Origin of the sequence: Methylobacterium sp. 190mf (assembly GCF_900107945.1) — a bacterium.
Classification (GTDB): domain Bacteria; phylum Pseudomonadota; class Alphaproteobacteria; order Rhizobiales; family Beijerinckiaceae; genus Methylobacterium.
On record NZ_FNVI01000001.1, the window covers coordinates 93,889 to 118,063 of the forward strand.

Sequence of the window (24,175 nt, forward strand, 5' to 3'; positions counted from 1 at the left end):
GCGCGCCCGGATCCCTCAGGCGCGCGCGGCCGCGCCCTCCAGCACGGCCCGGATCCGGGGCAGGGCGGCGCGGGCGGCGCGGTGCCCGAGGGCGATGCCCTCCGCGGCCCGGTGGAAGTCGAACAGCCCGAAGGCCGCCAGATCCGGGCCGATGGCCACGTCCGGCGGGTCGCGCTCCAGCCGCGCCCGCGAGATCCGGTCCTGGGTGGTGTTGAACGCGTCGAGCACCACTCGCGCGATGCCCGGCACGGCGATCTCGGGCTCGGGTCGGTCGAAGCCCGGCAGGCGCCCGCGCACGACCTGCAGGAAGCCCCGGCGCGGCGGGGCCGGGTGCGGCGCCTCGCGCACCACCGGTCCGCCGGTGTCGCCGTTGAGGTTCACGCAGATGACGAGGTCGGCCCCGAGCGCCCGGGCGAGGCCCACCGGCACCGGGTTGACCAGGGTCCCGTCCATCAGCACGCGGCCGTCATGGGCCACCGGCGGGAACAGACCGGGGATCGCGTAGGAGGCGCGCACCGCGTCCACCGCCGGACCCTCGGTCAGGCTGACCTCGTGGCCGGTCCCGTACTCGGTGGCGACGCAGCCGAAGCGGATCGGCAGCGTCTCGATGCGGCGCTCGCCGAGATCCGCGGCGAGGCGCTGGCGCAGGCGGTTGCCGGCGATCAGGCCTGAGCCCGGCAGGCGGGGGTCGATGAGCCCCACCACCCGACGCCGGGTCAGCGCCCGGGCGAAGGCCTCGAGCCGGTCGAGGCGCCCGGCCGCGTAGCAGGCGCCGACCACGGCGCCGATGGAGCAGCCGGCCACCACGGTCGACGTGATGCCGCCTTCCTCCAGGGCGCGGATCACCCCGATATGCGCCCAGCCCCGTGCCGAGCCGCCCCCGAGGGCGAGCCCGACCTGCGGGCCGGGGCTCGGCGGCGCGCGGACCGGCTCGACGGTTCCGGGCGGGAAATGCGGGTCGGCGGACTCGTCTTGCCACCGCGTGGCAAGAGGGCGGCTCATCGCCCGGCGGCTTTCAGGACGACCCGGCCGTCCGCCTCCCGGACGACGCTGCGGTAGAAGCAGTCGCGCCGGCCGGTGTGGCAGCAGCCGCCGTCGCCGCCGACCTCGACGCGGATCAGCAGGGCGTCCTGGTCGCAGTCGACCCGCATCTCGACGACGCGCTGGATCTGGCCGCTGGTCGCGCCCTTGTGCCAGAGCTCCCGGCGCGAGCGCGACCAGTACCACGCCTCGCCGGTCTCGAGGGTGCGCGCCAGCGACTCGGCGTTCATGTGGGCGAGCATCAGCACCTGCCCGTCCCGCGCGTCCACCGCGATGCAGGCGACGAGGCCGTCGCGGTCGAACCGGGGCGTGAGGGCCGTGCCCTCCTCGATCTCGGCCCGGGTGCCGGGGGGAGCGAAGGCGGTGTCGCGCGCGGTCATGGTCGAGGCGTCGCCCGGGGCTACTTGGCGCCGCCGCGCACCAGGGTCAGGAAGCGGACCTGCTCGTTAGCGTTGTCCTTGAAGACACCGCGGAACTGGCTGGTGATGGTCGAGACGCCGGCCTTCTGGACGCCGCGCATCGCCATGCAGAGATGCTCGGCCTCGACCATCACGGCGACGCCGCGGGGCTTGAGGATGCTCTCGATCACGTCGGCGATCTGGGCGGTCATGGTCTCCTGCGTCTGCAGGCGGCGGGCGAAGGTGTCGACCACGCGGGCGAGCTTCGACAGGCCGACCACGCCCCGGGTCGGGTAATAGGCGATGTGGGCAAGGCCCATGAACGGCACCATGTGGTGCTCGCAGTGGGAGTGGAACGGGATGTCGCGCACCAGCACGATGTCCGAGTAGCCCTCCACCTCCTCGAACACGCGCTCCAGCAGCTTCTCGGCGTCGACCGCGTAGCCGCCGAACAACTGCTCGTAGGCCTTGGTGACCCGGGCCGGGGTGTCGAGCAGGCCCTCGCGGGTCGGGTCGTCGCCGGCCCAGCGCAGGAGGGTGCGCACGGCGGCCTCGGCCTCGGCGCGGCTCGGGCGGCCGGTCTCGATCCCGTCCGGGACGCGGGTCGCGGAGGCCGGCTCGGGCGCCACCTCGACGGGACGGCCCTCATCCACCGGCCGATTGTCATTGCGCATGCCGTTCAGCCCTTGCCCGTCGCCCCCGTTCCGGTCGAAACCCTGGCCGTCACCCTGGTAGGACAAGGATTTGAGCGCGGCATCCATGGCATCTCCGGCCCGCGCGATGCGGGATTTCATCGGGGTGCTGTCGGGCTTGGCGTACATCGTCGGATCGCGTCGGGCGTTCGAGGGAAGATCCCGGGCTCGAAAAGGTTTCAAGCCGGCGCCCCGGGATGGACGAAAGGCCGTGGGAACCACCGTGGCCGTTGGCGCGACCCTGGTCGACGGCCCGCCTCCTCGCGAAGCGGCCGTATGGCGCCTATATCATCGTTCGCGGGGTAACGCGCAATGCGCGATGCACGCGGCAGAGTCCCGATGGGAAGTGTGCCTCCGGCCGAGGACCCGATGCTCGACGACATCTACAACCGCCGTATCCTGGAACTCGCCGCCGACATCCCCCGGCTCGGCCGGCTCGAGAACCCGGACGCGAGTGCCACGGCCCATTCGCGCCTGTGCGGCTCGACCGTGACGGTCGACCTCGTCCTGGGCGAGGACGGCCGGGTCGCGGATTTCGCCCAGGAGGTTCGGGCCTGCGCCCTGGGACAGGCCTCCTCGTCGCTGATGGGCCGGCACGTGGTCGGCGCCAGCGCGGACGAGCTGCGCGGCGTCCGCGCGGCCATGCGGTCGATGCTCAAGGAGAACGGCCCGGCGCCCGGCGGCGCGTGGTCGGACCTCGCGGTGCTCGAGCCGGTGCGGGACTTCAAGGCGCGCCACGCCTCGACGCTCCTGACCTTCGACGCGGTGGTGGACGCCCTCGACCAGATCGCCGCCAAGCGGCAGGCCGCCTGACGGGATGGTCCGGCGCGCCGCCCACTGGGCGATCCGCGGCTACCAGCTGACGCTGTCGGGCCTGATCGGGCGCCAGTGCCGCCACTGGCCGAGCTGCTCCGAGTACACCGACACGGCCATCGCCCGGCACGGGCTCTGGCCCGGCGGCTGGATGGGCTTCGCCCGGATCTGCCGCTGCGGGCCGTTCGGCACCTACGGCATCGACCTCGTCCCGGAGCGCGTGCCCGCGCGGGCGGTGTGGTACCGCCCCTGGGCCTACGGCCGCTGGCGCGGCGTCGAGGCGCCGCCGTCTCCGTTCGCCTGCGAGGCCGTGGGGCAGGAGGCCGACGCGCGGTAGATTTCGTTCCTGCTTTGTTTCACGTGAAACACGGGTGCCGGGCGGTCGGGCTGGCGGATCGGAGATCGCTTTTCGGAGATCCCGTGCGCCTGCCCCGCGCTCAACCGGCCTGACGGTTCGCCGCCAGCTTCTCGGCGAACTCGATCGCCTCGATGAGGCTGCGCTCGTTGGCGACGCCGGTGCCGGCGATGTCGAAGGCGGTGCCGTGATCGACCGAGGTGCGGATGATCGGTAGCCCCAGGGTGATGTTCACCCCCGACAGGTCCATCCACTTGCCCGTGGCCGGGTCGATCTCGAAGCCCAGGAGCTTGACCGGGATGTGTCCCTGGTCGTGGTACATCGCCACCACCGCGTCGTACTGGCCCGCCCGCAGCTTCACGAACACCGTGTCGCCCGGCACCGGGCCGTGCACGTCGAGCCCGTCGGCGTTGGCCGTCTCGATCACCGGCGCGCTGACGTCGATGTCCTGGCGCCCGAACAGGCCGCCCTCGCCGGCATGGGGGTTGAGCGCGGCGACCGCGATCTTCGGCCGGGCGAGACCCAGTCCCTTCAGCGCCCTGTCGGTGAGGTCGATGACGAGGCGCAGGCGCTCCGGGGTCAGGCGCTTGGGCACGTCCTCCAGGGCGACGTGGGTCGTGACGTGGGAGACCCGCATGTTGCCGTGGGCCAGCATCATCACTGAGCCGCGCACGCCGGTCAGCTCCGCCAGCATCTCGGTGTGGCCGGCATAGTGGTAGCCGGCCTTGTTGAGCGCCTCCTTGTTGAGGGGCGCGGTGACGATGCCGCCGATCCGGCCGGCCAGGGCGAGGCGAACGCCGGCCTCGATCGCCTTGTAGGCGAAGCGGCCGCCGTCGGCCGAGAGCCGGCCCGGCTCGATCGGCGCGCCCTCCGCGTCGGCCTGGAGGCAGCACAGCGCCGGCCAGTCGCCGTCCTCGGCGACCTCGGGAACGGGATCGGGCAGGAGGCCGAGCGCCCGCTCCGCGCGGCGCAGGGAGGGGGCGCTGCCGATGACGACGAGCTTGAGGTCGCCCGCGTCGATCCGGTGCTTCAGCCGGGCGGCGGCCTTGACGATGATCTCCGGGCCGATGCCGGCCGGATCGCCCATGGTGATGGCGAGATGTGAGGTCACGCGTCGCTCCTGCTGCGCGGAAAGCCGTTGCCGTGAAGTAGATCGCGCCAGACGTCCTCTGTTCCGAAGGCGCCGGATTTGGACACGACCGCGAGCCCGTCCCAGCGTCCGCCTCGCAGGGTCGAGCGGGGCAGGCCCGGGGTGATCTGCCCGGTGACGTCGAGGCGCGCGACGGAGAGCGCGAGGCACAGCGCCTTCAGGGTCTCGCCGCCGGCCACCAGCAGCGTGCCGGGCCGCGGGATGCGGTCGATCACCCCCGCGAAGGTCTGGGCGATCCGCGCCGCGGCGTGCTCCCGGGCGGTGCCCTCGGGCAGCGCGAGGCTCGCCAGGACGACGCCGTCCCGGTCGAGGCGCGCGGCCACCGCGCCGGCATGGTCCGGATGGCGCGCCGACAGGACGAGGTGGTGGGCGCCGCAGGCCGCGAGCTGCGCCGCGGTCTCGGGCCGGTCCGAGCCGAACAGCCCGAGGACGGGGCCGGCGAGCCGGTCGTCGCCCGGCGCCGCCACGCCGCGCGCCAGGGCCGCCGCGAGGCCGCCGCTGCCGCACCAGAGCACCGGCCTGCCGCCGCCGAGATCCGCGACCCGGGCGAGGTCGGCGTCGCTCGCCGCGTCGTAGACGGCGACGCCCGCCACCGGCCCGTCGGACACGTCGGCCCGGCGCGCCGGCAGCCCGACCGCCCGCAGGGCCTCGGCGATGTCGCCCGAGACCGGCTCGAAGCCCGCGCCGCGCCGGGCGAGCTGCCGCCCGCCCTCCGTGCGGCGTCCCTGATACGGGAAGGCCGGCGCCACCACGCAGCGCCCCCAGGTCCCTGTGCGAAGCACGGCCGCGAGTTCGGCCGCCCAGGGGCCGCGCAGCAGGCTGTCGACCTTCTTGAAGGCGATGTCGGCGCCGTCCAGCCGGGGCGCGAGGGCGCCGACGATCCGGTCGGCCTCCGCGGCCGAGCCTTCCCGGGTGCCGGAATCGATCGCCAGGCAGCCGGGTCCATCCCCCGCCAGGAGCTCCGGCCACGCCACCGGGATCGCCCCGCACAGGCCGGTGAAGCCCGCGGCCGTGTCGAGGGTGCCGGTGAGATCGTCGGCGATGAGGCGCAGGCGGGTCATGTCGGGCGGATCATGGCGGGAGCCGCGCCGGCCGCGCCCCCGGCCGAGCGCGGCTCGCGTGCTCGTTGTCAGGTTGTCGCGCGGCATACCGACCGGCCGGCGCGGCGGTCAAGCGGGCAGCCTCGCGCCGCGGATCGGCCGCCGCCCGGGCAAGGCCGCCGGGTCCAGGGAGCCGGACAGGGACGGGGACGTCGCTGACGACATCCGGGCCGCCGCAGATCGTGCCGGGCCGCGCCCAGGCAGGGATGGGCCCGCGCAATTGTCACCATGTGCACCGGTCCGGCCGCGCGTTGCGCAGCCTCGTCGAAAGGTTGTAGCAGGCCGCCGGGGGGAAGGCGGGTGCCAGGATCCGGAACGGGCCGGCACCGGAAGGGCGACCCATGCAGATTCCCATCAAGCGCTCCCTGGAGCGCGTGCCCGGCGGCCTGATGGTGGTGCCGCTGTTCCTCGGCGCGATCCTCCACACGCTCTTCCCGGACACCGCGACCTTCTTCGGCTCGTTCACCGGCGCGCTGTTCAACGGCGCGCTGCCGATCCTGGCGGTGTTCTTCGTCTGCATGGGCGCGGGCATCGACTTCCGCGCCGCCCCGGCGATCGCCCGCAAGGGCGGCGTCCTGTTGGCCGCCAAGGTCGGCGTCGCGGCGATCATGGGCGTGGTGTTCGGGCAGATCCTCGGCGAGGCGCCGGTGGCCGGGGGCGCCTTCGCGGGGCTGTCGACGCTGGCGATCGTCGCCGCCATGAACGACACCAACGGCGGGCTCTACCTCGCCCTGATGGGCCAATTCGGCCGCCCGAAGGATGCGGGCGCCTACGCGATCATGAGCCTCGAATCCGGGCCGTTCCTCACCATGGTGACGCTCGGGCTGGCGGGCCTTTCGGCCTTCCCGTGGCCGACCCTGGTGGGCAGCATCCTGCCGCTGCTGATCGGGATGATCCTCGGCAACCTCGACCGCGACATGCGCGCCTTCCTGTCGGGGGCGGCGCCGGTGATGATCCCGTTCTTCGCCTTCGCCCTCGGCTTCGGGCTCGACCTCGCCAAGATCTGGCAGGCGGGCCTCCTCGGCATCGGCCTCGGCGCGGCGGTGGTGGCGATCACCGGGGCCGCCCTGTTCGTCGCCGACCGCCTCACCGGCGGCAACGGCGTGGCGGGCGTCGCCGCCGCCTCGACGGCCGGCAACGCGGCCGCCGTGCCGGCGATCATCGCCGCCGCCAACCCGGCCTACAAGGAGGCCGCCGGCCCCGCCACCGTGCTGGTGGCGGCGAGCGTGGTGGTCACGGCGCTGCTCGTGCCGCTGCTGACCGCCTTCGTGGCGGGGCGGGTCCGCCCGGACGCGGCCGAGGAGGATCCGGCGCCGGTCCCCAGCCCCGCTCCGACCGCACCCTGACGTCTCGCGCGGTCTAGCTGCGCGTCCCGCGCGACCGGCGGCAACCGAAGTCTCCGAGTCCGGTTGTCCCTCCAGGAAGCGCGGCACGGCCGCGTCTCACGGCGAACCGGAGCGGGCACTGCATGTCGACCGAATCCAGAGGCAAGACGCATATCGACATCTACGACCGCGCCACCCGCGAGGAGTGGGCGCAGCGTTTCGGCGTCAGCGAGGAGAGGCTGCGCAAGGCGGTGACCATGGTCGGGAGCCGGATCACCAGCGTCGCCGCCTATCTCGACAAGCCGGCCGCCTGAGACCGGCGCCATGGAAGTGCCCCCCGATTTCCGTCCGCCTCCGGATCATCCGATGGCGGGGACACCGGCGCACGGATCCGCACTCGGGTCCGAGTCTGGGTCCGAGCCCGCGCCGGGACCCGCGTCCGGGACCGACGCGGCGGCACCGCAGCCTTCGGCGCGGTCGTCCGACACGATCACGTTCGAGCAGATCCGCGAGCGGGCCTACGAGCTCTGGGAGCGCAACCACAGGCCCGAGGGCTTCGAGATCGAGTTCTGGCTGCTGGCCGAGCGGGAACTGCGCAAGGAGCGCGATCGCCGAAAGGCCGACGCGGCGCCGGCAGCGCCGCGCTCCGATCCGCCGCCGGCCTGACGGTCTCCGACCTTCATCCGAGACGGTCCCGGGTCACGGCGGACCCGGGATCGGATGACCTTCAGGCCTCGATCGCCGCCCGGGTTTCCTTCACCGCCGCCTCGAAGGCGACGAACGCCGTGGTCGCCGAGTCCCAGGTCTGGCTGCGCACGTGGCGGACCAGGGCGGCTGCCTGCTCGCGGGCCTGCGCCAGGGGCTTCTCGATGGCGGCCGGCCGCGTCGCGTCGGCGGGGATGCCCTCCGGCGGCGTGTCTGTCGAGCGCATGCCGACCAGGGTCGCCGCGATGGCGCGCCGCCACGCGGCGCAGTCCGCCGACAGGCGGATCACCCGCTGATCCGCGGCGGTGCCGGTCTGCCGGTCGAGCAGGGTGCGGCCGAGATCCTCGATCCGTCCGAGCTGCGCGAGGGCGTCGCCGATCTCGCGGCGGGCCTTGTCAGTCCCTTCCGCGATGCGGCCGACGTTCTGGGCGATGTCACCGGTGGCCTGCATCTGCTGGCCGAGGATCTCGGAGGCCTCACGCATCTGCGCCGCGACGTTCGCGACGGCGCCGCTCTCGGCCTCGACGCGGGCATTGGCCCGAACCATCGCGGACGCGCCGGCCTCTACGGCGTTGCGGCTGCGCGTCACGGCGGCCTGCATCGCCGCCATCTCCTCGCGCAGGCCGCTGACCCGCGCCCGGATCTCGTCCGTCGCCTTCGCGGTCTGCGCCGAGAGCGTCTTCACTTCGGCGGCGACCACCGCGAAGCCGCGGCCGGCCTCGCCGGCCCGCGCCGCCTCGATCGTGGCGTTGAGCGCCAGCAGGTTGGTCTGGGCCGAGATCGCCGCGATCGTGCCGGCCATCTCCTCGATCCGCAGCGCCGCGGTGGAGAAGCTGTCGAGTCGGCTGCCGATCTCCTCGGTGCCTTCCTCGATCCCGCGCATGCCGTCGGTGGCGCGATGCAGGTCGCCCACGCAGGTGGCGATGCCGGCCCGGGCCGTCTCGGCCATCTCGGCCGCCGACGAGGAGCGGGCGGCGATCTCACCCGTGGTCGCGGCGAGCTCCTCGCTGGCGGCCGCGATGAGCCGGGCCTGCTCAGCGGTGCCGGAGGCGTCGTGGGTCATCCAGCCGATCGAGGTGCCGGCGTCGGACGCGGAGGCGGACAGGCGCGCCAGGAGAGTCAGCCATTCCCGATCGACGGCCGGCTCCGCGACGGGCGTCGGGGCCGTCTCGACTGGCAAGACCGCCGCCGTCTCGACCGGGGCGGTCGCCGTCACCGGGGTTGCTAGCGCGTCAGGGATCTGACGCTGCCGGCGCAAACTGAACATGCGGGCCTCTCCGACACTCTAATCGGGGCGCATGGTCACACAGAACCTTCAACCAATGGTGAAGGATAGACCAGTCTCTCGACAAGCGTTGCGGGGCATCGGTGCAGCGCAACACGTCTACTTCGAGAAGTTGCGCCCCCTGATAGCGCTCTATCAGGGGGCGCAATGCTTCATTCGCCGGTCAGGGCCGCCTTGGTGCGCGACCACCAGCCGGCGCGCTTCGGCCGGTCCGGATCGGACGGCGGCGTCAGCACGATCGCCACGGGCTCGGGCGCCGGCTCGGCGGGAGCGGCCTCGGGCGAGCCGGCCTCTGCCTGCGCGCCGACGGTCGCCCGATCGGCCGCCGGCGCCGCGGACTCGACCGGGGCCACCGGCAGGTCCACCGCGGTCTCGGTCCGGTCCTCGGCGGCCGCGGCCGGCGCCGCCTCGATCGCCTCGGCCACAGCCTGGGCGCTCACCGGCTCCTCCGCCGACAGGGCGACGACATCGCCCGCGGCTTCCGGCGCGTCGTCCGTCTCGGACGCCTCGCGGGTGCGGCCCTCGCTGCGACCGCGGCCGCCCCGGCGCCCGCGGCGGCGGCGACGGCCGCCCTCGTCCTCGGACCGCGCCACCTCGTCCGAACCCGCGACGGCCTCGTCGGCCTCGCCGGCCTCCGCGGCGACGGCCGCGGCGGGAGCCTCGGTCCCGGCCGGCTGCGCGCCGTCCCAGTCCCCATCGCTCCGTTCCGCGTCCGAACGGGCGTCGTCGCGGCCGTCGTCCTGCTGGTCGTCCTGATCGTCGTCGCCGCGATCGTCCTCGGCGCGCCCGTCCTCGCCGCGGCCCTCCTGGCGACCGCCGCGCCGGCGGCGGCGACGACGGCGGCGGCGGCCCTCGCCCTCCTCGCGCGACCCGTCCTCGCGGGCCTCGGCGCGGCCCTCGTCGGCCTCGCCCTCGGCGTCGGTCTCGGTCTCAATCTCGGTCTCGGCCTCGTCGGCCTCCTCGTCCTCGTCGTCGAACTCCATCGCGGGCGAGATCGCCTGGGCGCGCACGCCCGTGACCGGGCCCTCCGCCCGCTGGGCCGGCTCACCGCGGTCGAGCTGGAACGGTGTGGTCGCCGCCAGCCGCTCGTCGGCCGCGATCGTGATCGTCACGCCGAAGCGCACCTCGAGCTCGCGCAGGTGTCCGCGCTTCTGGTTGAGGATGTAGAGCGCGATCTCGGTGCGGGTGCGCAGGACGAGGTTGTGGGAGGCCGACTTGAGCAGCACCTCCTCGATCGAGCGCAGGATGTGCAGCGCCACCGACGCGGTGGCGCGCACGAAGCCCGAGCCGCCGCAATGGGCGCAGGGGATCGAGGAGGATTCGAGCACGCCGGTGCGGATCCGCTGGCGGCTCATCTCCAGGAGGCCGAAGGGCGAGATCCGGCCGACCTGGATGCGGGCGCGGTCGTTCTTCAGGCACTCGTTGAGCTTCTTCTCGACGGCGCGGTTGTTCCGCTTCTCCTCCATGTCGATGAAGTCGATGACGATCAGGCCCGCGAGGTCGCGCAGCCGGAGCTGGCGGGCGACCTCCTCGGCGGCCTCCAGGTTCGTCTTGAGGGCGGTGTCCTCGATGTCGTGCTCGCGGGTGGCGCGGCCGGAGTTCACGTCGATCGAGACCAGGGCCTCGGTCGGGTTGATCACGAGGTAGCCGCCGGACTTCAGCGAGACGTGCGTGGAGAACATCGCGTCGAGCTGCTGCTCGACGCCGAAGCGGGCAAAGATCGGCGTCGAGTCGCGGTAGGGCTTCACGACCTTGGACTGGCCGGGCATCAGCATCCGCATGAAGTCCTTGGCCTCGCGGTAGGCGTCCTCGCCGGCGACCAGAACCTCGTCCAGATCCTTGTTGTAGAGGTCGCGGATGGCGCGCTTGATCAGCGAGCCCTCCTCGTAGACGAGGGCCGGCGCCATCGACGTCAGGGTCAGCTCGCGGACCGACTCCCACAGGCGCATCAGGTACTCGAAGTCGCGGGCGATCTCGGGCTTGGACCGCGAGGCGCCGGCGGTGCGCAGGATGACGCCCATCCCCTCGGGCACCTCCAAGTCCTGCACGACCTCCTTCAGGCGCTTGCGGTCGGCCGCCGAGGTGATCTTGCGGGAGATGCCGCCGCCCCGGCCGGTGTTGGGCATCAGCACCGAGTAGCGGCCGGCGAGCGACAGATAGGTCGTGAGCGCCGCGCCCTTCGTGCCGCGCTCCTCCTTGACCACCTGCACCAGGATGATCTGGCGGCGCTTGATCACCTCCTGGATCTTGTACTGGCGGCGGTAGTGGCGCGGACGCTCGGGGATCTCGGCCAGCGCGTCGCCGTTGCCGCCGACCTGGGCGATCTTGGGCTCGGCGTCGGGATCGTCGGACTCCTCATCGGACTCCTCGTCCGAGTCGTCATCCTCGTCGGACTCGTCCTCGTCGTCCTCCGACTCGTCCTCATCCTCGTCGTCGTCGGATTCCTCGTCGTCCTCCTCGGAGGCCTCGTCCAACGCTTCGGCCGACGGGTCGGCGGCGGTCGGCGCGGTCTCCTCGGCCTCGCTCGCCCCAGCCTCGCTCTCCTCCGTCACGATCGCGTGCGCGGCGGTCTCGTCCGGCGCGTCGGACACGGTCAGCGCCTCCGCCACGGCGATGCGGGCCTCCGGCTCGGAGGGGGCGTCCTCGGACGGGGCGGAGGCGGCGGCGACCGGCTCCGACGCGGCGGGGGCCGCCTGCGCCTCGACCGGCGCGGTCTGGGGCTCGGCGGCCTGCGCCGGCTCACCCTCCGGGAGGTCGCCGGCGGCGGCCTCGGAGGCGAGGGCCTCCTGCACGGCCTCGGGGTTCTCGGACAGCGTGTCGGGCTGGACGGCCGGGTCGATCCCCGACTCGTTCCGGATCTCGGCCTGATCCTCGCTCTCGGACGCCGCGTGCGTGTCCTCGGCGCTCACGGTCTCGTCGGCGCCGCGGGCGCGGGCCTCGGCACGGCGGCCGCGGGACCGGCGCGACGACGACCGGCGGCGCCGCTCCTCGCGCTCGCGGTGCTCCTCGGCGTCGCGGGCCTCCTCTTCGAGGAGTGCCTGCCGGTCGGCCAGCGGGATCTGGTAGTAGTCGGGATGGATCTCGTTGAAGGCCAGGAAGCCGTGGCGGTTGCCGCCGTACTCGACGAACGCCGCCTGGAGCGACGGCTCCACCCGGGTGACCTTGGCGAGGTAGATGTTGCCGCGCAGCTGGCGCCGGTTGGCGGCTTCGAAGTCGAACTCCTCGACCCTAGACCCGTGGACCGTGACGACCCGGGTCTCCTCCGGGTGCATCGCGTCGATCAGCATTTTGTTGGCCATGTCGGACTCTCGGCATGGCGGCCGACGTCGTTCTCCGTGCCCGTGGTCCCGGCGGCGCCTCGCCCGACGTCAATGCTGTCGGGCGGGATGCCGGCCTCGTCGCCGAGGCGGATGGGTTCGAGGGGAAATTGCCGTCAACCGCCGTTCGGCGCCCTGGGCGCCTGGGGTTGAAACAGGCCGGGCGGACGGACGGACCGGCGTGACGCACCGTTTGCGCCTCCGGGGCACGCGCAGCCTTATGCTGGGCCGTGCGTCCGTCCATCGTGGTCCCGACCTCGCGAAACAATCTCGGCCGGCGGGGGACCGGCCGTGAATTCCTGGGTGCGGCGGAGGATCTCCGCCGCGTCGTGCGACACCTGCCCGATCGCGGGCGGCACATGCCGCCGCCAAGCGGACCGACAGGGCCCGCCGCGACACCGCGACCGCTTTCGCGAGGAATTCGGTCACGTCCGCGGGCCGTTGCGGCGACCGGCGGGACCGGAGAGGGGTCGACATCATTACAGACCGCTGCGCGGATTTGGCAAGGGTCAACGTGAATAGATGTCACGGGCCTGTCACGGTGCGCGCGGCGCCACGCGACAGGTGTGTGTCTACTCCGCCGCTTCGAGCCGCGGCGTCACCCCGGCGAGCGCCGCGGGCTTCGGGCCGCCGGTCGCCCAGTCGAGCAGCTCGACCGTGTGGACGATTGGGATGCCGGTGCCCTTCCCGATCTGCGTGGCGCAGCCGATGTTGCCGGTGGCGATCACGTCGGGGCGCACGCGCTCGATGTTGGCGACCTTCCGGGCGCGCAGCTTCGCGGCGAGCTCCGGCTGCAGGATGTTGTAGGTCCCCGCCGAGCCGCAGCAGATATGGCCCTCGGGCACGTCCTTCACGGTGAAGCCCGCGCGCTTCAGCAGCGTCTTGGGCTCGAGGCGGATGCCCTGGCCGTGCTGCATCGAGCAGGCCGAGTGATAGGCCACGACGAGGTCGGTCTCGGCCACGGGGGCCAGGTCGAGCAGGGCGAGGTACTCGGTCACGTCCTTGGCCAGGCTCGAGACCCGCAGCGCCTTCTCGGCGTAGGCCGGGTCGTCGCGGAACATGAAGCCGTAATCCTTGATGGTCGTGCCGCAGCCCGAGGCCGTGACCAGGATCGCGTCGAGGCCCTGGGCGATCTCGGCGTCCCAGGCGTCGATCGCCTGCCTGGCATGGGCGTGGGCCGATTCCTCCTTGCCCATGTGGTGGGTCAGCGCCCCGCAGCAGCCCTCGTTCGCGTGCACCACCTCGATCCCGTGCCGGTTGAGCAGCCGGATCGCGGCGGCGTTGAAGTCCGGCCGCAGGACGCTCTGGGCGCAGCCGCGGAGGAGGGCGACGCGCCGGGCGGGCGTCCCGGCCGCCTGACCGCCCGCCGGCGGGAACCGGCCGGGCCGGTTCGTCGGCTCGCGGGGCGGCGCCCCGGCCGGCGCGAGGTCGAGCATGGCCGCGAGGCGGTTGCCGACCCGCGGCAGCCGGGCCACCAGCCCCCGGAACGGCGCGCCGAGCTTGGCGGCGGTGAGCGCGAGGCGGAAGCGGCCCGGATAGGGCAGGACCTGGGCGAGGAGCGCCCGCAGGAACCGGTCGCCGGCGGGGCGCGCGTAGGTCTCCTCGATATGGGCCCGGGCGTGGTCGACGAGGTGCATATAGTGCACCCCCGACGGGCAGGTGGTCATGCAGGACAGGCACGAGAGGCAGCGGTCGACGTGCTTGACCACCTCCTGCGAGGCCGGCTTGCCGCCCTCCAGCATGTCCTTGATCAGGTAGATCCGCCCGCGCGGGGAATCGAGCTCGTCCCCGAGCAGCAGGTAGGTCGGGCAGGTCGCCGTGCAGAATCCGCAATGCACGCAGGTCCGCAGGATCTTCTCCGACGCCGCCATGGCGGGATCGGCGAGCTGGGCGGGGGCGAAGTTGGTCTGCACGGGTCGCGTCCTCGGCGCCACGGCTCCCCACGCTCGGGGAGGGGCGGGATCTGAAGCTTCAGAGTCCGGCGTACATCCGGCCGGGGTTGAGCACCCCGGCGGGGTCGTGCGCCGCCTTGATGCCGGCGGTGAGCCGCATCAGCGGCTCGGCCAGCGGCTCGAACACCGGCACGGCGGCGCGCACGGCGTCGGGGGCCCGCACCAGCGTGGCGTGGCCGCCCTGAGCCCGCACCGCCCGGCGCACCGTCGCGGCGCCGGCATCGCCCGCCGCGCCGGTGGCGAGCCAGATCAGGCCGCCGCCCCAGTCGAAGAACCAGCGCGCGTCGCGCTCGGCCGCGACCGCCGCCGCCAGGGCCGGCCCGCGGGTCGGCGCGGTGGAGATCCGCCACAGGGCGGCCTCCCGCGGCTCGGCGAGCGGCGCCGCGTCGCGCACCGTCCGCCACAGGGCGGCGCCGGCCTCGCCGTCGATGATCTCGGGCTGGCCGTAGCGCTTCAGCAGGCGCCGCAGCTCGCCCGTGCGGTAGTTGATGGAGTCGGAGAAACCCTCGAGGCGCATCAGGGTCCGCGCCTCCGGGGCGCCGATCCCCGCCGGCAGGTGCGCGGCGCCCGTGAGCTCGAAGGGCGAGCCAAGCGCCTCCGACAGGGCGGTCACCGCCCGCGTGTCGTCCAGGCCGGAGAAGACCAGGGTCGCCACCCGCTCGCAGGCGGGCAGCACCTTGAAGGTGACCTCGGTGAGGAGGCCCAGCGTGCCGTGGGCGCCGGCCATCAGCTTCACGAGATCGAGGCCGGTGACGTTCTTCATCACCCGGCCGCCCGACTTGATCGCCTCGCCGCGCCCGTTGACGAAGCGCACGCCGATCAGGCTGTCCCGGGCGGCGCCGGCATTGATCCGCCGGGGGCCGGCATTGTTGATCGCCGCCACGGCCCCGAGGGTCGGCTCGCCGGCGGTGCCGTACAGGCCGCGCAGGTCCATCGGCTCGAAGGGCAGCATCTGGCCGCGGGAGGCGAGCAGCGCCTCGACCTCGGCGAGCGGCGTCCCGGCCCGGGCCGCCACCACCATCTCGGCGGGCTCGTAGAGCGTGACGCCGGTGAGCGCCTGCGCGGAGAGCGTCGCGCTGTCCTGCGCGGGCCGGCCGAGCCCCGCGGCGGTGCCGCCGCCGGCGAGGCGCAGGCCCTCGCCGCGCCCGGCGGCGGCCCGCACGATCTCCCCGGCCTCCGCCTCGGTGCCGGGCTCGTAGACGCCCATCGTTCCCGTCCCGGTCCTGTTTGTATCCATTCCAGGACGGGTGTCGCCGGATCCGGCGGCGGATTCAAGCGCAGGCGGAGTCGCGGGGTTTCAGCGGCGGGATTTCCACTGCGCCGCCTTCGCGTGAGTCTACTCCGCCGGCACGGTCCGCGCCGGGCGCAGGCGCGCCAGGACCTGACGGCGCAGGCCGGCGATGTCGAAGATCCAGACCAGGGCGCCGTAGAGAACCATCCCGGACGGGACCAGCACGGCCAGGGCGGTGGCGGGCGGCAGCTGCCGGAAGGGGGCGAGGGCGAGCCCCATCGCCGCGCAGGCGAGCGCGGCGACGCCGATCTCGCCCCAGGGCAGCGCGATGCGCCCCGGGCCGGTGAGGGCGCGCCAGCCGAGCCACGTTCCGGCGGCGGCGAGGCCCGCGGTCTGCGCCACCGCGACGCCGAGCCCGCCCATCCGGTCCGGGAGGACCAGCAGGCCGGCGCCGTTCACCGCGAGGCCGACCAGGGCGGCGGCGACCACCGGCAGGGTCTTGCGGCGGATCTGGAAGACCGGGTTGAGGGCGTAGAACATCATCGCGAGGCAGAACAGGCCCGGCATCAGCACGGTGCTGTAGGTCTCGAACGGTCCGCGATAGGCGTCCGGCACCACCAGGCCCTGGAGGGCCGGCAGCACCGCCCAGAAGCCGACCGCGCAGGGTGCCAGCAGGGCGAACACGGTGCCGGCATTGGCGGCGACCTGCGCCTCTGCGGCGGCGCGGCCGCTCTGCTCCTCGGCCTGAACGGCGAACTGGAACAGCAGCAGGTCGAGGGCGGTGCCCAGCGTCATCAGCGAGCGCGAGGTGACGTCGGCCGCCAGGGCGAAGTAGCCGGCCTCGGCGAAGCCGGCATGGCCCGCGATGGCGCCGCGATTGACGAAGGCGAGGCACTGGTAGGCGGTGTTGGCGGCGATCAGCGGCAGGCCGTAGCGCGCGAAGACCCGCCAGGTCGTCGACAGGCGCGGCCGCTCGAGGGGCGTGCGCGGGTCGCGCAGGGGGTGGCGCATCACCGCCACCGCGAGGAGCTGGCTGAGCCCCGCCGCCGCCAGCACCCAGGCCGGCTGGGGCAGCCACCACGCCGCCGCGGCCATCATGGCGAAGGACAGGACGTTCTTCACCGCCACGAGGCCGAGATAGAGCTTGCCGTCGAACCGCGCCCGGGCGAGGGCCGCGTGGTAGTCGAACACGCCGATGCCCAGGGCCGCGAGGCCGGTGCCGCACAGGACCGCCTCGCGCCCGTCGGCGCCGCCGGCGAAGCCGAAGGCCCCGCACAGGGCCGCGGCGGCCAGGAGCAGCGCGCCGATGCGCAGGTAGGCCCGGTCGAGCCCGTGGCGGATCCACGGCTCGTCGACGCGCACGCGCCCCGAGTAGAACCGCGTCGCCGACAGGCGCAGCCACTCGAACAGCACCGTGTTCAGCACGATGGCGCCGGTGGTCGCGAGGGCGAACCGGCCGAAATCCGCCGGCCCCAGCAGCTTGGCGATCAGCAGGCCGAGGACGAAGTTGAGCCCCGCATTGATGACGAAGGCGACGATCACGGCCATGGACGGCGACTCATGCGCGGCGGGATTGCCCCCGCCCGTTGCGTACGCTGTAGCGCGCGAGCCGTAAGACTCCCCTAAACGGGCGAGATCGGGGCGGAGACCCGCGCGGCTCCCGGCACCGTCCGGTCACGCGGCCCGGACGGTGTCGAGGAAGCGCGCGACCTCGGCCGCGAGCGTCTCGGACTGGCGCGACAGCGCGGACGCCGCCGCGAGCACCGCGTTGGCCGCCCGGCCGGTCTCCTCGGCGGCCCCGGCGACGCCGAGGATCGTGCGGATCACCGCGCCGGTGCCGACGGCCGCCTCCCCGATGTTGCGGACGATCTCCCGGGTGGCCGATCCCTGCTCCTCCACCGCCGCCGCGATCGCGCTCGCCACGCCGCTGATCTCCTGGATCCGCCCCGTGATCGCGCCGATCGCCGCGACGGCCCCGCCGGTCACGCCCTGGATGCCGGCGATCTGGCCCGCGATCTCCTCGGTCGCCCGGGCGGTCTGCGCGGCCAGGGCCTTCACCTCGCCGGCGACGACCGCGAAGCCATGACCCGCCTCGCCGGCCCGGGCGGCCTCGATCGTGGCGTTCAGCGCCAGCAGGTTGGTCTGCCCGGCGATCGCCGCGATCAGCCCGATCACGTCGCCGATCCGCGCGACCGCGTCGCTCAGGTCCCGGACCATCGCGCCGGTCTGCCCCGCTTCCGCGACGGCCCCCTGGGCGAGCCGGGTCGATCCCTCGACCTGCCGGCCGATCTCCTCCACGGAGGCGCCGAGCTCCTCGGCCGCAGCCGCCACGGTGCCGACGTTGGTGGCGGCCTCCTCGGCGGCGGCCGCCACGGTGCTGGACTGGCTGGCGGTCTCGGTCGCGGTGGCCGTCATGGTCTGGGCCGTGCCCTGCAGCGCGGTGGCCGCGTCCGAGACCTGGGCGATGATGCCGCCGACCGTCCGCTCGAAGCGCTCGGCCATCGCCCGCAGGTCGGACCGGCGCCGTGCCTCCGCCGCCTGACGCGCCTCGGCGGCCTCGGATTCGAGCTGGCGGCCGCGGATGAGGTTGTCCTTGAACACCTGGACGGCCCGCGCCATGGCGCCGATCTCGTTGCGGTAGGTGCGCGCCGGGACCGTGACGGAGGCGTCCCCGTCGGCCAGCGCCCCCATCGTGGCGGTCAGCACCCGGAGCGGGCGCAGCACGCCGCCGAACAGGGTCCACAGGCCGAGGGCCACCAGCAGGATCACCGCCAGCAGCGCCGCCCCGCTGCGCGCGACGTCGCCCCGCGCGTCCTCGGCGAGGGCCTCGGCGCGCGCCACCATCGCGTCGAGGGCCGCGTCGCAGAGGGCCACGAGGGAGCGCTGGTTCACCGTGTTGCGGTCGCGCAGCTCCGCGAAGGTGTGGCGCGGGGGCGCGTGCGTGCTGAGCGCGTCGAAGACCGCCCGCGCGATGGCCTCGGTGTCGCCCTCGAAATTGGCGGCCTTCGCCCGCTCGTACGCGGCCCGCACCGTCTCCGAGACGTCGACCGCTGCCTCGGTGGTGCGGCGCCACGCGGACAGAAGCTCGGTCCGCTCCGCCGCCGCCGCGACCGTCTCGGGCAGGGACCACGCCGTGCCGGCGACCAGCGAGGCCTGTACCCGGACCGCAACGTTGCCGCTGGCGACGCGCGTCTCCCAGGCCGCCTGCTTGAGGCCGAGATAGCGCTGCAGCACCGGATCGGACCGGGGAATGGCCGCGTCGACCGCCTTCAGCGTGGCCGTCAGCGCCTCGAGCAGGTCCTGGAAGGCGGCCATCGCGGCGTCCCGCAGCGCCGGGTCACGCCGGGCCAGCGGCAGCCCGAGGGCCGCGTCGATGCGGGGACGCAGGTCCGCCATCGCCGCCTGCGCGGTGCTCAGGCGCTCGAGCGTCGCGCTGACCGCCGGCTCTGCCAGATCGCCCAGGCTGCGCCGGGCCCGGCCGTAATGCTCGGTCAGCGCCTGCCGGCTCCCCGCGATGGTCGACAGGGTCTTCGCGTCCGCCGGCGCCTCACCCCCGAGGGCGAGGGTCGATCCGCGCTCGAGCCGCAGCGGCAGGATCGTCCGGAGGAGGCCCTGGCTCGCCTGCGTCAGGGTCAGGGCTCTCGCGGCGCCCGCCGCCCGCGCCCGCGCGTCGACGAGTGTCCGCACCGCGTTGCCCAGCGCCATGCAGGCCATGATGACGATCACCAGGCACAGCAAAGTCCGGATCGAGAAGCGTCCCAGCCAGCGAGTCATCGGTGAGATCTCATGTCCCGCGATGCTCTGTCTTAGAACGTAAGGTTTTGTCAGGCAATCGACCGAAATTATTCGACAGAAATACGGATTTATAAGTCGACGATGGACCGAATTGTGAAGTAATATGAGACAAATACCGGAATTGGCGAGGATTGTCGGGAATTGGGCCGCATTCTCGCGTGACGATATCGGCGCGGTCGCCGGCCGCGCGGCGGGCTTGTGCCGGTCCGTGGCGCGGCGCGAGGGACCAGGTATCCTGCGGGCGCACTCCCGAAGAGCCGCAGGTTCAGCGCTGTCGGCCTGCCGGTGCCCCCGCGATGACGGAGTGTGGCGCGAGGACGCGCCTGGCCGGATCTCGCTATCGCCGGGACGGTGTGCGGGCCAGCCGGCGGCTGGGCGGCGGTCCGCGCGGCAGTCCGCGCGACGACTACAGCGCGCGCTCGTAGCGCCACGCCTCCATCCCGTCCTCGTAATAGTCCGGCCGCACGGCGAAGCGGGTGTAACCCCGGCGCTCGTAGAGGCGGATGCCGGCGCCGTTGTCGGCGCGCACCTCCAGCCGGAGCCGGTCGCAGCCCTCGGCGCGGGCGCGGGCCTCCGCGGCGTCGAGGAGACGGCCGCCGAGGCCGAGGCCGCCGCGATTCGGCGCCACCGCGATCGAGGCCAGCCGGGCGATCCGGCTGCCGCGCCGCCGCTCCAGCACCGCGGCGCCGACGAGCACCGGAACGGGATCCCGGTCCGGCGGGTCGATCAGGGCCGCCAGCACGTCCATGGAGAGCGAGCGGATCGCGTGGCGGATCGCCCGGCGCTCGGCCCGGTCGGTGGCGAAGGCGGCGTGCTCCAGGGCGACGAGGGCGTCGAGATCGGCGAGCGTGGCGGTGCGAATCGTCGGCTCGGGGAGACCGTCGCCGACCGGGCTGCGCAAGGGGGCGCTCATGACCGGGCGCTCACAGGGAGGCGCTCACGCCCGCGCCGTCGCGGTGAATCTGGTCGGCCCGGCCATCGCTCGCTCGCCTGAGTACTCTGCCCCGTCCGGTCAGATGCCCGCTTCCGCCCCGCTTGGGAAGCCCGCACGGCCCCGTCGACGCGGTCGGGGCGCGTCGTCGATGCGTCGTTTTTGCAACGGAGCGCGCGGGGTGTGGATTGCGGGCGGAAAAGCGGGCGTTCCGGGGCGGTTTCCCCTTGTCGCGCGGGTCCCGTCTCCGTATATGCGCCGTGCCCAATTTCGCACGTGCCTGTGGCCGCGTGTCGGTTGGTGGGCATCCGGTCAACTGCCGGACAGCCGCCAGGGGTCTTAAAGGATCGATGGTCGCAAGGGTGGATCCCTACGGCCGGCATCCAGGTGGCAACACCGGACCCCGACAACAACCGGCAGCCGGAGGCGAAACCGGCGAACCCCGCTCTCCACGGGGGACGCAGCTTAAAGCAACGACGAACGGGCTTTTTTGGTCTCGTCGGCCCTCCACAGGCCGGCACCGAAGAGGCTTGTTTCTCTTTGCCCGGCGTGCGGTGGGGGTCCTCCCTTCCAATCCACGGCAGCTTCCGGGTGCTCTGCGCCCGCTCCGACGCACGCGTCTCCAAAGCGCGTGGGTCCGCGCGACGCATCGCCCCCTGACGCCGGCGGCCCGTTCGGGCCGTCATCTTCGACAGCGCGCCCCGCGTAGGGCGCTCGCGAACCCGTGCCGGGAGACGACCATGACCGACCGCATCCGTGACTTCCTGCGCGTGCGCCGCGACCTCGGTCAGGACGAGGGCCCCGTGATGGTCCTCGACCTCGACGTCGTGCGCGACAACTACACCGCCTTCGCGCGCTCCCTGCCGGACACCCGCGTGTTCTACGCCGTGAAGGCGAACCCGGCCCCCGAGGTGCTGCGCCTGCTCGCCGAGATGGGCTCCTGCTTCGACACCGCCTCGGTGGCCGAGATGGAGATGGTGCTGGCCGCCGGCGCCACCGCCGACCGGATCTCCTTCGGCAACACCATCAAGAAGGAGCGCTGCATCGGCCGCGCCCTGAAGCTCGGCATCCGCCTGTTCGCGGTCGATTGCCAGGCCGAGGTCGAGAAGATCGCACGGGCCACCGACGCGCTGGGCGTGCCGGCGGGCGAGGTGCGGGTGTTCTGCCGCATCCTGTGCGACGGCGCGGGCGCCGACTGGCCGCTCTCCCGCAAGTTCGGCTGCGTGCCCGAGATGGCCGCGGACGTGCTGGAGCACGCCCACCGCCAGGGGCTCGAGGCCTACGGCATCTCGTTCCACGTCGGCTCTCAGCAGGGCAACACCGAGGCCTGGGACGGGGCGCTCGGCTCCGCGGCGGCGATCTTCCGCGAGTGCGCGGAGCGCGGCATCGGCCTCTCGATGGTCAATCTCGGCGGCGGCTTCCCGACCAAGTACCTCAAGGCGGTGCCGGGCGTGGAGAGCTACGGCGAGGCGATCTTCCGGGGCCTGACCAAGCATTTCGGCAACCAGATCCCCGAGACGATCATCGAGCCGGGCCGCGGCATGGTCGGCAATGCCGGCCTGATCGAGGCCGAGGTCGTGCTCGTGTCGAAGAAGTCCGCCGAGGCCGACGAGGTCCGATGGGTCTACCTCGACATCGGCAAGTTCGGGGGGCTCGCCGAGACCATGGACGAGGCGATCCGCTACCCGATCCGCACTGCGCGGGACGGGGAGGCGACCGAGCCCTGCGTCATCGCCGGCCCGACCTGCGACTCGGTGGACGTGCTCTACGAGCGGCAGCTCTACCCGCTGCCGGTCTCGCTCTCGATCGGCGACAAGGTGCTGATCGAGGGGGCGGGCGCCTACACCACGACCTACGCGGCGGTGGCCTTCAACGGCTTCCCGCCCCTTCAGCAGATCGTCATCTGATCCTTCCTAGGATCAGGACGGGTTCCGGCTGAGGGACGCAGGCTCCTCCGTCCTCGCGAGCGGAGCGGAGCGATCCAGGGACGCGGGACGCCTTCCGACGTTTCGCTGCCCTGGGTCACGTCGCTTCGCTCGTGATGACGGGGAGGGCGACCCTGCCGGACGCTGACGTCCACCACCGCGTCGACCGAGGGCGTCCGGCTCTCGGTCACAGACAATCGCTTCTCCCGCTCGCCGGCCCGGGGAGGGCACAGCCATGATCGAGATCCGCGCGGAGCATCTCCACGACGTCCCGGCGCGCGAGCGCCTGCTCGACGCGTGCTTTCCCGGCAATCGACGCGCCAAGACCTCGGAGCGCCTGCGCGAGGGCCGCCTGCCGGCCCGCGGCCTCGCCTTCGCGGCGACCCGGGCGGGGCGGCTCGTCGGCACCCTGCGGCTGTGGCACGTCGAGGCCGGGCTCGGCCGCCCGGCGCTGCTGCTCGGCCCGCTCGCCGTCGATCCGGCGATCCAGGGCCAGGGGCTCGGCTCGGTGATGATGCAGGCGGCCCTCGGCCGGGCGGAATCCCTCGGCCACGGCGCCGTGCTGCTGGTCGGCGACGCGCCCTACTACGCGCGCTTCGGCTTCGACCGGGCGCTCGCGGAGGGCCTGACCCTGCCGGGGCCGTTCGAGCGCGCGCGCTTCCTCGGTCTCGAGCTGCGCGCGGGCGCGCTGGCGGGCGCCGAGGGGATGGTCCGGGCGACCGGCGTGCCGGCGCCGGTGGGCGCGGTGGCCAACGAGGCGGGGGTGGCGCGACGACGCGCCGCCTGAACGGGGCTTCGGCGCTCCGCCGATCTGAGGCGACGAACCGTCTTCGCGAGCGGAGTGAAGCAAGCCTGGGTCGCGCCCCGTTCAATGACGTCGCGCTGCCCTGGGTCGCTTCGCTGCGCTCGCGATGACGGCGTGCAGAGCCGGTATGCTCCGTGGGGCGGCCGCATCGACCGCCTTGGCCAGCCCCATGCATTGCGCACGCCGCCCGCGATCCCGCATAGACGGTCCGCCGGCCTCCCGGAGAAGGTTGCTCGACCGATGCAGATCGCCACGCCCTACCTGATGTTCCTGGGCGACGTGCCCGACACGCTGGCGGCCAAGACCGCCTACGGGATCAAGGACTGGCGCCCCGAATGGTGCGTCGGCCAGATGCGCCTGCCGGGCTGCGCCGCCGATCTCGGCATCCCCGACATGACCCTGCCCGAGGCCCTGGCGAAGGGCTGCCGGACCCTGGTGATCGGCGTCGTCAACGCCGGCGGCGTCCTGCCGGACCACTGGGTCAAGGAGATCGTCGCGGCGATCGAGGCCGGGCTCGACGTGGCGAGCGGCCTGCACGTGAAGCTCGGCGCGGTCCCGGCCATCGCGGAGGCCGCCGCCCGCCGCGGCCGCCAGCTCCACGACGTCCGCCACACCGACGAGCGCTTCCCCACCGGCAAGGGCACCAAGCGGGCCGGGCGGCGCTTGCTCACCGTCGGCACCGACTGCTCGGTCGGCAAGAAGTACACCGTGCTGGCCCTGGAGCGCGGCATGCGCGAGCGCGGCCTCGACGCCGATTTCCGCGCCACGGGCCAGACCGGCGTGTTCATCTCCGGCCGGGGCGTCGCCATCGACGCCGTCGTGGCCGACTTCATCTCCGGCGCCGTCGAGACGATCTCGCCCGAGGCCGAGCCGAACCACTGGGACCTGATCGAGGGTCAGGGCTCGCTCTACCACCCGTCCTTCGCGGGCGTGAGCCTCGGCCTGCTCCACGGCGCGCAGGCCGACGCCTTCGTGGTCTGCCACGAGCCGACCCGCACCAACATGCGCGGCGTGAAGCACCCGCTTCCGACCATCCGGCAGGTGATCGACCTCACCGTGCAGCTCGGCAGCCTGACCAATCCGGGAATCAAGCCGGTCGGCATCGCGGTGAACACCCAGGCGCTCGCCGAGGGCGAGGCCCGGGCGCTCCTCGACGCGCTCGGCTCCGAGCACGGCCTGCCCGCCACCGACCCGGTGCGCTTCGGCGTCGACGGGCTGGTCGACCGGATCGTCGCCGACTTCCCGGCGATCTGATACCGCTTCCCTGTGCCGGCTCTCACTCCGTCCCCGTGAGCCGAGCGAAGCGATCCAGCAGCGCCATGCCAACCGGCCGCTCGCTGCCCTGGGTCACTTCG

20 protein-coding genes are annotated in these 24,175 nt (G+C 73.4%); 8 read left to right on the plus strand and 12 right to left on the minus strand.

Going from position 1 to position 24,175, the window contains the following annotated elements; translation table 11 throughout:
• Window positions 1–15: 15 nt before the first annotated feature.
• Genes C4T42_RS00445 through folE form a run of 3 tightly spaced genes read right to left on the minus strand, consistent with a single transcriptional unit; the run spans window position 16 to window position 2,260 of the window.
• Window positions 16–1,002 carry a patatin-like phospholipase family protein gene (locus C4T42_RS00445; RefSeq protein ID WP_103984556.1) on the minus strand — a complete coding sequence of 329 codons (987 nt, stop codon included), beginning with the start codon at window positions 1,000–1,002 and terminating at the stop codon, window positions 16–18.
• Window positions 999–1,421, minus strand: coding sequence for a phosphoribosyl-AMP cyclohydrolase (gene hisI, locus C4T42_RS00450; RefSeq protein ID WP_020091162.1), 423 nt, complete (start codon window positions 1,419–1,421; stop codon window positions 999–1,001). The genes C4T42_RS00445 and hisI overlap by 4 nt, the downstream gene beginning before the upstream one ends.
• Window positions 1,422–1,441: 20 nt before the next feature.
• Window positions 1,442–2,260, minus strand: coding sequence for a GTP cyclohydrolase I FolE (folE, locus tag C4T42_RS00455; RefSeq protein WP_020091161.1), 819 nt, complete (start codon window positions 2,258–2,260; stop codon window positions 1,442–1,444).
• Window positions 2,261–2,500: 240 nt separating this feature from the next.
• Between folE and C4T42_RS00460 the strand changes: the two genes are divergently transcribed.
• Window positions 2,501–2,944, plus strand: a complete 444-nt coding sequence (locus C4T42_RS00460) for an iron-sulfur cluster assembly scaffold protein (protein ID WP_020091160.1) — start codon at window positions 2,501–2,503, stop codon at window positions 2,942–2,944.
• 4 nt (window positions 2,945–2,948) lie between these two features.
• Window positions 2,949–3,281, plus strand: coding sequence for a membrane protein insertion efficiency factor YidD (yidD, locus tag C4T42_RS00465; RefSeq protein ID WP_020091159.1), 333 nt, complete (start codon window positions 2,949–2,951; stop codon window positions 3,279–3,281).
• Window positions 3,282–3,381: 100 nt separating this feature from the next.
• On the opposite strand, the gene pdxA is transcribed toward yidD, so the two are convergent.
• Entirely contained in the window at window positions 3,382–4,410 is a 1,029-nt protein-coding gene (gene pdxA, locus C4T42_RS00470; RefSeq protein ID WP_020091158.1) for a 4-hydroxythreonine-4-phosphate dehydrogenase PdxA, read from the minus strand.
• A complete protein-coding gene (locus tag C4T42_RS00475; protein ID WP_020091157.1) occupies window positions 4,407–5,510 on the minus strand; it encodes a four-carbon acid sugar kinase family protein in 1,104 nt (367 codons plus the stop codon). The genes pdxA and C4T42_RS00475 overlap by 4 nt, the downstream gene beginning before the upstream one ends.
• A 380-nt stretch (window positions 5,511–5,890) precedes the next feature.
• On the opposite strand from C4T42_RS00475, the gene C4T42_RS00480 reads away from it, so the two are divergent.
• From C4T42_RS00480 to C4T42_RS32840, 3 genes are all read left to right on the plus strand, one after another.
• Complete coding sequence (locus C4T42_RS00480) at window positions 5,891–6,895, plus strand: 2-keto-3-deoxygluconate permease (protein ID WP_020091156.1); 1,005 nt, start codon at window positions 5,891–5,893, stop codon at window positions 6,893–6,895.
• A 122-nt stretch (window positions 6,896–7,017) separates the two neighbouring features.
• On the plus strand, window positions 7,018–7,188 hold the full coding sequence (locus tag C4T42_RS00485) for a DUF3606 domain-containing protein (RefSeq protein ID WP_020091155.1): 171 nt from the start codon (window positions 7,018–7,020) through the stop codon (window positions 7,186–7,188).
• A gap of 52 nt (window positions 7,189–7,240) precedes the next feature.
• Entirely contained in the window at window positions 7,241–7,540 is a 300-nt protein-coding gene (locus C4T42_RS32840; RefSeq protein WP_020091154.1) for a DUF2934 domain-containing protein, read from the plus strand.
• A gap of 61 nt (window positions 7,541–7,601) precedes the next feature.
• Here C4T42_RS32840 and C4T42_RS00495 read toward each other — a convergent pair whose 3' ends face one another.
• The 7 genes from C4T42_RS00495 to C4T42_RS00525 all read right to left on the minus strand — a co-directional run bounded on the left by C4T42_RS00495 (window position 7,602) and on the right by C4T42_RS00525 (window position 20,072).
• Entirely contained in the window at window positions 7,602–8,846 is a 1,245-nt protein-coding gene (locus C4T42_RS00495) for a methyl-accepting chemotaxis protein (protein WP_026604623.1), read from the minus strand.
• 170 nt (window positions 8,847–9,016) lie between these two features.
• Window positions 9,017–12,163, minus strand: a complete 3,147-nt coding sequence (locus C4T42_RS00500; protein WP_020091152.1) for a ribonuclease E/G — start codon at window positions 12,161–12,163, stop codon at window positions 9,017–9,019.
• Between the two features lie 590 nt (window positions 12,164–12,753).
• On the minus strand, window positions 12,754–14,094 hold the full coding sequence (gene glcF / locus C4T42_RS00505; RefSeq protein ID WP_020091151.1) for a glycolate oxidase subunit GlcF: 1,341 nt from the start codon (window positions 14,092–14,094) through the stop codon (window positions 12,754–12,756).
• Window positions 14,095–14,152: 58 nt separating this feature from the next.
• Complete coding sequence (locus tag C4T42_RS00510) at window positions 14,153–15,340, minus strand: FAD-binding protein (protein WP_042672358.1); 1,188 nt, start codon at window positions 15,338–15,340, stop codon at window positions 14,153–14,155.
• Window positions 15,341–15,469: 129 nt separating this feature from the next.
• Window positions 15,470–16,912 (minus strand): polysaccharide biosynthesis C-terminal domain-containing protein, encoded by a 1,443-nt coding sequence (locus C4T42_RS00515; RefSeq protein ID WP_103984557.1) that lies wholly within the window; start codon window positions 16,910–16,912, stop codon window positions 15,470–15,472.
• Between the two features lie 126 nt (window positions 16,913–17,038).
• Complete coding sequence (locus C4T42_RS00520) at window positions 17,039–19,138, minus strand: methyl-accepting chemotaxis protein (protein ID WP_103984558.1); 2,100 nt, start codon at window positions 19,136–19,138, stop codon at window positions 17,039–17,041.
• A gap of 427 nt (window positions 19,139–19,565) precedes the next feature.
• Window positions 19,566–20,072 (minus strand): GNAT family N-acetyltransferase, encoded by a 507-nt coding sequence (locus C4T42_RS00525; RefSeq protein WP_042672356.1) that lies wholly within the window; start codon window positions 20,070–20,072, stop codon window positions 19,566–19,568.
• A 758-nt stretch (window positions 20,073–20,830) separates the two neighbouring features.
• Here C4T42_RS00525 and C4T42_RS00530 point away from each other — a divergent pair.
• The 3 genes from C4T42_RS00530 to dgcN all read left to right on the plus strand — a co-directional run bounded on the left by C4T42_RS00530 (window position 20,831) and on the right by dgcN (window position 24,074).
• Window positions 20,831–21,997 carry a type III PLP-dependent enzyme gene (locus C4T42_RS00530; protein WP_020091146.1) on the plus strand — a complete coding sequence of 389 codons (1,167 nt, stop codon included), beginning with the start codon at window positions 20,831–20,833 and terminating at the stop codon, window positions 21,995–21,997.
• A 253-nt stretch (window positions 21,998–22,250) separates the two neighbouring features.
• Window positions 22,251–22,802: an N-acetyltransferase gene (locus tag C4T42_RS00535; RefSeq protein ID WP_020091145.1), complete on the plus strand. Its 552-nt coding sequence runs from the start codon at window positions 22,251–22,253 to the stop codon at window positions 22,800–22,802.
• Between the two features lie 258 nt (window positions 22,803–23,060).
• On the plus strand, window positions 23,061–24,074 hold the full coding sequence (dgcN, locus tag C4T42_RS00540) for an N-acetyltransferase DgcN (protein ID WP_020091144.1): 1,014 nt from the start codon (window positions 23,061–23,063) through the stop codon (window positions 24,072–24,074).
• The last annotated feature ends 101 nt before the right edge of the window (window positions 24,075–24,175 follow it).